Origin of the sequence: Limosilactobacillus alvi (assembly GCF_016900115.1) — a bacterium.
In the GTDB taxonomy this organism is placed as follows: domain Bacteria; phylum Bacillota; class Bacilli; order Lactobacillales; family Lactobacillaceae; genus Limosilactobacillus; species Limosilactobacillus alvi.
The window spans coordinates 1-8,297 of sequence record NZ_JACJJQ010000055.1 but is presented as its reverse complement, the minus strand read 5'-3'; the positions used below and the strand labels follow the sequence as shown (position 1 = coordinate 8,297).

The window sequence follows — 8,297 nt, the reverse complement described above, 5'->3', positions numbered from 1 at the left end:
GGCTACTGTTTTGCGATCCTGTACATTTTCGGACATCCCAATATATTGCAAGTATTGTTCTTCTGTATAATATCTTCAATTGGTTGGTGTTCGATGAGCTTTTAGAATTCCTTTATTATCCCAACGTTGGAGAGTTAGCACTGTAACCCCCCCCAATTTTTCAGCCATATCTTTTGGCTTTAATATTTTAGACACAATACTCGCCCCACATTCTTCTTTCTGCGAGTATTATATAGCATTTGATTATAATTAACTATATTTCATTTAACTGTTATCTCCTCCTTTTAACGCTAAGTAATTGTTTAATTATTATTTTATCACTAAAGCTTCATCCTTACTCAAACCTTAAAATTTCTTTTACTAGAATTTAAACACGGCGCTTTTATAATTAGATCCCACCTAATTGACTAATAACCCTTAATTAATACTCAATCTAATCGACTGTAAAATGAATGTAATCGAATTATTATCAATTGGTGACGAAAAAGGCCAGCAATATATTGTACACTCATAGTGTAAGCAATATTTATTATTAAGATTACATAGGAGGTGTCGGCTTGGGAATTGATTTATTAATTAAGGTTTTAGGCTATGAAGTTATCTTTTGGGGCCTCACCTTAATCATCAGTTTTATTGGTCAAGGAAACATTGATGTTTTTGATAATATGTTCGTTTTAGTTCTCATTAGTTTAGGACTAATTGTTTTCCCTTATTGGCGCCAGTGGCACCTCATTCAAAAAGAAAGAGGGCAGGAAGAACCATAGGTTTCTTTCTGCCCTCTATTTCATCTCCGAGTATTATTCAACAACGCTGGTCACGAGCTTTTATTTAACTACAAGTACATCAGCTTTAGCATGGCGCACAAGGTAATTAGTATGTGAACCTTGCAACATCTTTTCTACGATATTGATGCCTGTGTTACCCAGTACAATCAGATCAACATCATGCTGATCGGGAAAGTCCTTGGCAAGCACCGTCTTAATACTCCCAATGATTACCTCAGCCCGCACATTAACGCCTTGATGTCGCGCTTTTTCGAAATAAGGTTGTAATTTTTCTTTCGTGCGTACCGCAAAGTCTTGGTAAAAGTCTTCACTCACGCCAAAAAGCGGAGTCCATCCCGGGACATCGAGTAACCGATCCGTGACTGACCATATAATAGTACCAGAATAACCGTCGTCATCCCCAGAATCGCCCCAATGGAAACAATAATCGATAGCCAACTTTGGCCAGTCTTTGTAAGGACAGCTAAAACCGGGGCGTTAATGTATTTACGAAAAATTGGATACCGGACAACCTCCGTCATGGTTAAGGTCATACAGCAATACAAGATTGTCGAAACCACTAATGAAGCCTGGCTAGCTAAACTCCCCATCATCTGCTCCCGAGTGAAAATTTAGTTGGTGGCTAATGTTGATAACATCATCAAATTAATCAAAAGCGGGTGGGAAAAATGCCGTTCCCATCCGCTTTATTTCATTTTCATTTTAGTTTTCAATTTACCAATTTTTTGGGCAAACGGTTGTATCGCCTTAACAATCGGTGATTAACTGTACCAGTCCAATTGTATGTAACGAATCATTTTCTGTCCATCGATTGACCGAAACCAATTTTCCCTTTATGCTGTCGTTGTAAGCGCTTCAACAAATCATAAAAGGGAGCAATAATCATGCAAAAAGTTGATGAATCCAAAACGATCAAAGTTACTAACCAACGCTATCGGCAACAATTTCATATCTCAACACCCGGCGGTTGGCTCAATGACCCCAATGGCCTTTGTTACTTCAAAGGTTACTACCATGTTTTTTATCAGTTCCATCCTTATTCCGCTGAATGGGGGCCGATGCATTGGGGCCATGTTCGGAGCCGTGACCTCGTTCACTGGGAACAACTCCCCGTGGCGTTAGTACCTGGCGATCCCGAAGATACTGGGGGTTGCTTCTCAGGTTCAGCAATTGTCAAAGATGGGCGCCTTTACCTTATTTACACTGGTCACCATTACTTTGATGATGGCGACCAAGATCACTTCTGGGAAAATCAAAACTTAGCCTACAGTGATGATGGCATTCACTTCACCAAGTCAAAACATAACCCGATTATTACGGCTCCAGCGGATAATACCCAACACTTTCGGGATCCGAAAGTTTGGCAAAAAGATGGCTACTACTGGCTAATTCTTGGTAGTCAAGCTACTGATGGCCTTGGTCGGGCCCTCCTTTACCGATCAACTAACCTGATCCTCTGGGAAAACCAGGGACCAATCGCAAAGGCTAAAGTTGCCGACAGTGAAGGCTTTATGTGGGAATGCCCAGACTTTTTCCGAGTTAATGATACTGATATCTTACTTTACTCACCAATGGGAATTAAAGCCGTTGCCCATAACTTCTTAAATGTTTCATCAGTTTGCTACCAAGCCGGCCAACTCAATTATGAGCAAGCAACATTTGACCATGGTCCCTTCTGGGAACTAGATCGGGGTCACAATTTCTACGCTCCCCAAACTTTCTTAACTCCTGATAAGCGCCGGATCTTGATTGGTTGGATGAGTTCTTTTGATGACCCAATGCCCGAAAAAGCCGATGGCTGGGCTGGTTGTTTGACCTTACCACGGGAACTTCATTATCAAAAAGGACAACTTTTGATGACTCCCGCCCGGGAACTTAAGAATCTCCGAGAAAGCCAAGTTGCTAACGAAGTGATGACTCTCGCTTCAAGTTACACCTTTAATTACGATGACCAGCAACACAGCGAACAATTAATTACCATCGATCTTGCCCCGGCTAGCATTACTAAATGGCAATTGGAAAGTGCTGGCAAACCACTATTAACTCTGGTCGCTGACCAAGCGAGTGGTGATATTACTATCCAACAGGGGGATTTAACCCCTCGATACGCTAAATTTACGGGCCATCAATTAAAACTTCACCTCTTCATTGATACGAGCTCAGTTGAGATCTTTATTAATGATGGCGAAACTACCTTTACTGAACGTTACTACGCTGATCAACCAATCCAAACTACCGTTAGTGCTAATCAGGCCCTACCTACCCAAATTGAAGCTTATCAGCTCGCTTAACGAAAGGAGTTTAAATCATGAAGCAAAAAGTTAGTGCCTTCAAGAATCCATTTTATCTTCAAGGCTCACTTAGTTTATTAATGTTCTTTATGGCTTGGGGAATTTGGTGGTCTTTCTTTCAAATTTGGTTAACCACTAGGCTTGGCTTCTCCGGGACCCAAGTTGGGACCATTTATACTTTTAACTCCGCCATTACCTTGGTCCTAATGTTTGTTTATGGTTCCATCCAAGACCACCTAGGGCTTAAACGTAACCTGCTTTTGGTGATTACCGTCTTAGAAATGTTACTCGGCCCCTTCTTCACTTGGATATACGCCCCACTTTTACACACAAATTTCTTAGTTGGGGCTTTGCTAGGCTCACTTTACCTTTCCTTTGCTTTCTTAGCCGCTTCACCAACCTTTGAAGCCCTAGCCGAACGGATGGGCCGACGCTTTGGTTACGAATACGGAAAAGCCCGGGCCTGGGGGTCATTCGGATATGCGATTGCTGCCCTTTGCGCTGGATACCTCTTTACCATCAGTCCCTACATTGTTTTCTGGTTGTCCAGTGGTTTTAGTGTCATTACTTTCATTATTTTGATTACTGGTTCGCGAACGAAACAATCAACGATTGATAAATTTGAAAATCAAGCTGAGGAAGCCAAGGAAGCCCAAAAGCCTTCTTTCAAGGAAATCCTTCAAGTCTTTAAGCTCCCAGAGCTTTGGAAATTAACCATCTTCATTATCTTTAGCGGTTCCTTCTATACCGTCTTTGACCAACAGATGTTCCCCGAATTTTTCACCCGGTTCTTTGCCACCCAAGCTTCTGGGGACACGGCTTACGGGATCCTAAACTCCATTGAAGTATTCTTAGAAGCAATTATGATGGCCCTTGTCCCCGCAATGATGAAGAAAATTGGAGTTCGGCGAACACTCTTGATTGGGGTAACCGTCATGTTTGTCCGGATCGGCCTCTGTGGAATTGTAACTAATCCACTGGGAATTTCAATTGTAAAGTTACTCCACGCTCCAGAAACAGCGATCTTTGCTTTAGCTATGTTCCGGTATTTAACCCTTCACTTTGATACCCGGCTTTCTGCTACAATGTACATGGTAGTCGGTCAGATTGCTGGGCAAGTTGGTCAAATCATCTTCTCTACCCCACTTGGGACCTTACACGATAAGATTGGTTACCAATCCACTTTCCTCATTATTTCTGCCATTGTGATTTGCGCTGCTATCTATGCCTTCGTAATCTTGAAGAAGGATGATCAAGACGTGAATGGGCAGCCATTGGAAATTGATTAATTCTTTCATCCCCCGCGCTAGTTTTATCTCGGGGGATTTTTCGTTATAATTTTCTTTAGAAAGGAGGCGCTTTCATGGCAAAACTACGACTAGAGGATGTTGCTGACGCTGCTGGGGTATCAAAAGCCACGGTTTCCCGGGTAATCAACCGCCGGGGGTACTTGAGTCAAAAGACGATTAACCTAGTTGAACGGACAATGAAGGAATTAAACTACCGGCCTAACGCCATTGCTCAACAGATGACGACCGGAAAAACCCAATTAATCGGGATCCTCGTCCCTAACGTCGCTAATCCTTTCTTTGGTGAACTGGCTTCCGCCTTGGAAAACCGGCTTTTTAAGATGGGCTACAAGGTTCTAGTTGGTAACGCCCAAAATGATGCCGTAAAAGAAAGTCGTTACCTCCAACAACTCTTAAATCATCAGGTGGATGCCTTAATTATCGCTACCCACAATCACAACGTCGAGGAATATCAAAATGCCAACTTACCGATTATTGCCATTGATCGTTATCTGCGCCAAGACATCCCTGTTGTGCAATCTGATAACTACGCTGGCGGAAAATTGGCCACTGAAACCTTAATTCAACGGGGAGCTACCAAAATTATTCATACTGATAACCTACCATCGAATCAGCACGACACGCAACGGAAAGTAGCTTACGAAACTACTATGCGATCTCACCAACTAACGCCGACTACCTACTTAACTAATTTTTATGGTGATCACACCGACCGCGTTAATGTTTTTAATCAACTCTTTGATGAACATCCGGATGTTGATGGGATCTTTGCTTCTAACGATACCGATGCCGCCTTATTACTCCAAATTGCCCACCAACGGGGTTACCACCTCCCAAACGATCTCCAAATTATTGGTTATGATGGCACCCAAGCCAGTCAATTATTAGCCCCCGACCTGGCCACCATTGTCCAACCAATTGCTAATATGGCTAACGTTGCCGTTGACCTCTTGGAATCACGATTAAAAAAACAACCCCTCCCAGCTTCGGTAGTTTTACCAGTAACCTTGCGCGAAGGAGCAACGTTGCGAGCAAAATAAAAGGGAACTAATAACCATTTATTGCTAATCCCTATTTAAAACGATTAATTTTGAAATTATAATCACGAACATTTCTACCCGACCACGCGATTCTAGGCTCCCCCCACAATCTGGCTAAACTTACGGAATTGGTACCAACCTTGGATTTGTTTTTACCAATTCAGCGGCTGTTAGTGCTTATCACCGGACCATTCCGGGTGAAGTCTTCGATTACCCAACTCCCAAAAGGCTAAGGCGGAAGCAGCCGCAACGTTTAAGGAATCAACTTCGGGGGCCATCGGGATTTTGATTGTAAAGTCACTCTGATCAATCGTTGCTTCGTTTAATCCGGGACCTTCCGAACCGAGAATGATTGCTAGCTTTTCCGTTTCCCCCAACACCGGATGATCAATATCGATCGTATTATGACGGAGGGCCATTGCGGCGGTCTTGTAACCAAACCGGTGTAACAGGTCAATCCCTTCACGCTGCCAGATTTTGGCGTCCATATAAGTCCAAGGAACCTGAAAGACCGTTCCCATCGCAACTCGGGAAGCCCGCCGATACAGCGGATCCGCCGAATCACTGGTTACAATTATGCCATCGATCCCTAAGGCAGCCGCTGACCGAAAGATTGCCCCAACATTAGTGGGATTAACGACTCTTTCCAAAATGGCAATCCGGGGATGATCACTCGGCATCGTCGCTAAAAAGTTAGTTAAATCCGGTCGTTGGACCCGATACATTACCGCCAAAGCCCCTCGCAAAAGGTTATATCCGGCCCCCGTCAACTGACGGAGTAATTTACTATCAACAACATAAATTGGCGTTTGCCCTAGACCAGTGGTTTGATTGATTGCCATCTCATGGTCTAGATCAGCCAAGTCCCGCTCCATGGTCTTTGCCTCCATGAGCAGTGAAGCTGGCCGATAACCAGCCCGTAAGGCGCGTTCAATCACTTTTGGACTCTCGGCGATAAATAAACCGGGATGGGGCGCTAACGCATGGAAAAGTTGGGCTTCATTAAGGCGGACATATGGAGCTAAATCTTTTCCTTCCAGGTTCTCTAGAAAAATTAAGTTATGCATGTAAGATTTATCCTCATTGGTAATAATTTAGCTATCATTGTAAAGCTTATGGACAACTGTCGCAATCAAGTTTGGTTTTAAATAACATTAAAAACTGCGGAGGAGGGGATTTTTTAAGTCGGTTGGGAGAAAGCTTCCCCCGCACCACAATTAAGCCTAATCCCGTCCGACAATCATCAAATATCGAAGCAAAAGTAAAGAGGCCGGGAAGAAACGCACGTTTCTTCCCGGCCTCCTTCCTACGATTAGTCAAGAAAAATATTTAGAAAAGAAGAGTATACTAAACCAACCCGGTTCTTCTTCAAAAATCGAGAATTAGTGGTATATTAAAATTGTGAGGTGGTTATGCCTTCACAGGGACTATTGAGTCCGTATACCGATAGTGGTATTTTTCATGGTGCTTAATCATGGATAAGAGACATTTCAGAGTTTTATTCATACAAGCTACCATGGCGACCTTATTCAGTTTTGGATGAGGTCGTTTTTCTTTTAAACGATAGTAATAGTCAACGATATGATTAGAATTAGCGTGTTGTTGGCGGATCATATTACCTACAGTAAAATATAAGAGCTTACGGGCAATCGGGTTTCCACGCTTATTAATGTGATCTTGACCTAAATAGGTTCCAGATTGGTAACGACGAATATCAATTCCGACAAAGGCATTAAGCTGATTGGCATTGTCAAAGCGACTAATGTCGCCCAATTCTCCCATTAACTGAGCCGCAGTTTGTTTCCCAATTCCCGGAAAAGAGCAGTATAGGATATACTCTGGTAAGCGCTGGGCAATAGATTCCATCCGCTTGATAACCTCTTCCCTTTTACGGGTTAAGGCAATTAATTGGCGAGCATAGTAGCGAACTTCATCAACCTGAATGGCATCACCAGAAACAGCCGGATATGATTTTTGGGCGAGATCGATTAATCGATCGGCATACTTATAAGCTTTCATCTTAGATATTCGTTTATCTGTAGATGCCATTAGAATATTCTTTAATTTAACTCTCGAATAAGGCCTAACTAGTGCTGGATGAGGAAAAAGCTCCACGATATTCAACGCTAATTTAGATGTTCTATTTACAAATAATTGCTTAAGTTCTGGAAAAACTTGTTCAAGTGCAGTATGAAGATGATTTAGACGATAGTTCCAATCAGCATTGAGCTGATTATAGAACCGACTAAGCTCATGTAACTGAAGATATTCTTTTTTCCAAGGAACTGTTAATCGAAAAGCATTTTCCTGGACAGTGAGCGCAATCCGATGAGCGTCTTTCTGATCGGTCTTAACTCGTCGTAGACTCTCGGACTTTAAATGAAGTTCTAGTGGATTAAGACGGCAAAAGCGGAGACCATTGGTCTCACAGAAATGTTCAATTACTCGCGAATAAATTCCAGTCGCTTCAAAGTAGATAATTGGCTTCTGAGCTTTCTTAATCATATCTCGTAGAGCATTAAACCCCGCTTTCGTGTGTACTAAAGAAAACTCCTTTAAACAGTGTTTCCCTCGATACCAGACACAGTAGCTTTTCCCCATTGAAACATCCAAGGCAAATATATCAGACATAAAAAGACTTCCTTTCTATAAATAGAGCTAGATATAACCGCTATCCTAGATTTGTACTTCATTTCCTAAATACTCGAACTCGTAGTTCCACAACCTAAAAGCAAAATATCAAATCAAAGATAGCGGAGATCATTTTATAATACGGACTCGAAGTCCCTGGGAGGTAAGCGGTGAATAACGACACGTCTATTAATCATATGGCTAACCCCCTATACTGAAGACATCAAATCTCAGTTAGGG

7 protein-coding genes and 2 pseudogenes are annotated in these 8,297 nt (G+C 42.4%); 4 read left to right on the top strand and 5 right to left on the bottom strand.

Annotated elements, in window-relative coordinates; translation table 11 throughout:
- A pseudogene (locus H5993_RS09745) lies at positions 1-168 on the bottom strand (MerR family transcriptional regulator); the annotation flags it as partial.
- Positions 169-557: 389 nt separating this feature from the next.
- Between H5993_RS09745 and H5993_RS08625 the strand changes: the two are divergent.
- Positions 558-764: a hypothetical protein gene (locus tag H5993_RS08625; protein ID WP_180871359.1), complete on the top strand. Its 207-nt coding sequence runs from the start codon at positions 558-560 to the stop codon at positions 762-764.
- A 60-nt stretch (positions 765-824) separates the two neighbouring features.
- On the opposite strand, the gene H5993_RS08620 is transcribed toward H5993_RS08625, so the two are convergent.
- Entirely contained in the window at positions 825-1,100 is a 276-nt protein-coding gene (locus H5993_RS08620; protein WP_338033145.1) for a universal stress protein, read from the bottom strand.
- 11 nt (positions 1,101-1,111) lie between these two features.
- Positions 1,112-1,351 (bottom strand): annotated as a pseudogene (locus H5993_RS08615) (amino acid permease); the annotation flags it as partial.
- Between the two features lie 318 nt (positions 1,352-1,669).
- Here H5993_RS08615 and H5993_RS08610 point away from each other — a divergent pair.
- From H5993_RS08610 to H5993_RS08600, 3 genes are all read left to right on the top strand, one after another.
- Positions 1,670-3,076, top strand: coding sequence for a glycoside hydrolase family 32 protein (locus H5993_RS08610; protein WP_204777052.1), 1,407 nt, complete (start codon positions 1,670-1,672; stop codon positions 3,074-3,076).
- 17 nt (positions 3,077-3,093) lie between these two features.
- The gene (locus tag H5993_RS08605) at positions 3,094-4,365 is read left to right on the top strand and encodes an oligosaccharide MFS transporter (protein ID WP_180871356.1); all 1,272 of its coding nucleotides are present in this window, start codon (positions 3,094-3,096) and stop codon (positions 4,363-4,365) included.
- Positions 4,366-4,439: 74 nt separating this feature from the next.
- A complete protein-coding gene (locus H5993_RS08600) occupies positions 4,440-5,426 on the top strand; it encodes a LacI family DNA-binding transcriptional regulator (protein ID WP_204777051.1) in 987 nt (328 codons plus the stop codon).
- A gap of 170 nt (positions 5,427-5,596) precedes the next feature.
- Here H5993_RS08600 and H5993_RS08595 read toward each other — a convergent pair whose 3' ends face one another.
- Both H5993_RS08595 and H5993_RS08590 read right to left on the bottom strand, forming a co-directional pair.
- A complete protein-coding gene (locus H5993_RS08595) occupies positions 5,597-6,493 on the bottom strand; it encodes a TrmH family RNA methyltransferase (protein WP_180871354.1) in 897 nt (298 codons plus the stop codon).
- Between the two features lie 343 nt (positions 6,494-6,836).
- Positions 6,837-8,057: an IS110 family RNA-guided transposase gene (locus H5993_RS08590; protein ID WP_204777050.1), complete on the bottom strand. Its 1,221-nt coding sequence runs from the start codon at positions 8,055-8,057 to the stop codon at positions 6,837-6,839.
- Between the last annotated feature and the right edge of the window lie 240 nt (positions 8,058-8,297).

Excerpts from the sequence above, each read along its gene's own strand:
- H5993_RS08610 (WP_204777052.1), top strand. The coding sequence starts at position 1,670 with ATGCAAAAAGTTGATGAATCCAAAACGATCAAAGTTACTAACCAACGC.
- H5993_RS08605 (WP_180871356.1), top strand. The coding sequence starts at position 3,094 with ATGAAGCAAAAAGTTAGTGCCTTCAAGAATCCATTTTATCTTCAAGGC.
- H5993_RS08600 (WP_204777051.1), top strand. The coding sequence starts at position 4,440 with ATGGCAAAACTACGACTAGAGGATGTTGCTGACGCTGCTGGGGTATCA.
- H5993_RS08595 (WP_180871354.1), bottom strand. The coding sequence starts at position 6,493 with ATGCATAACTTAATTTTTCTAGAGAACCTGGAAGGAAAAGATTTAGCT.
- H5993_RS08590 (WP_204777050.1), bottom strand. The coding sequence starts at position 8,057 with ATGTCTGATATATTTGCCTTGGATGTTTCAATGGGGAAAAGCTACTGT.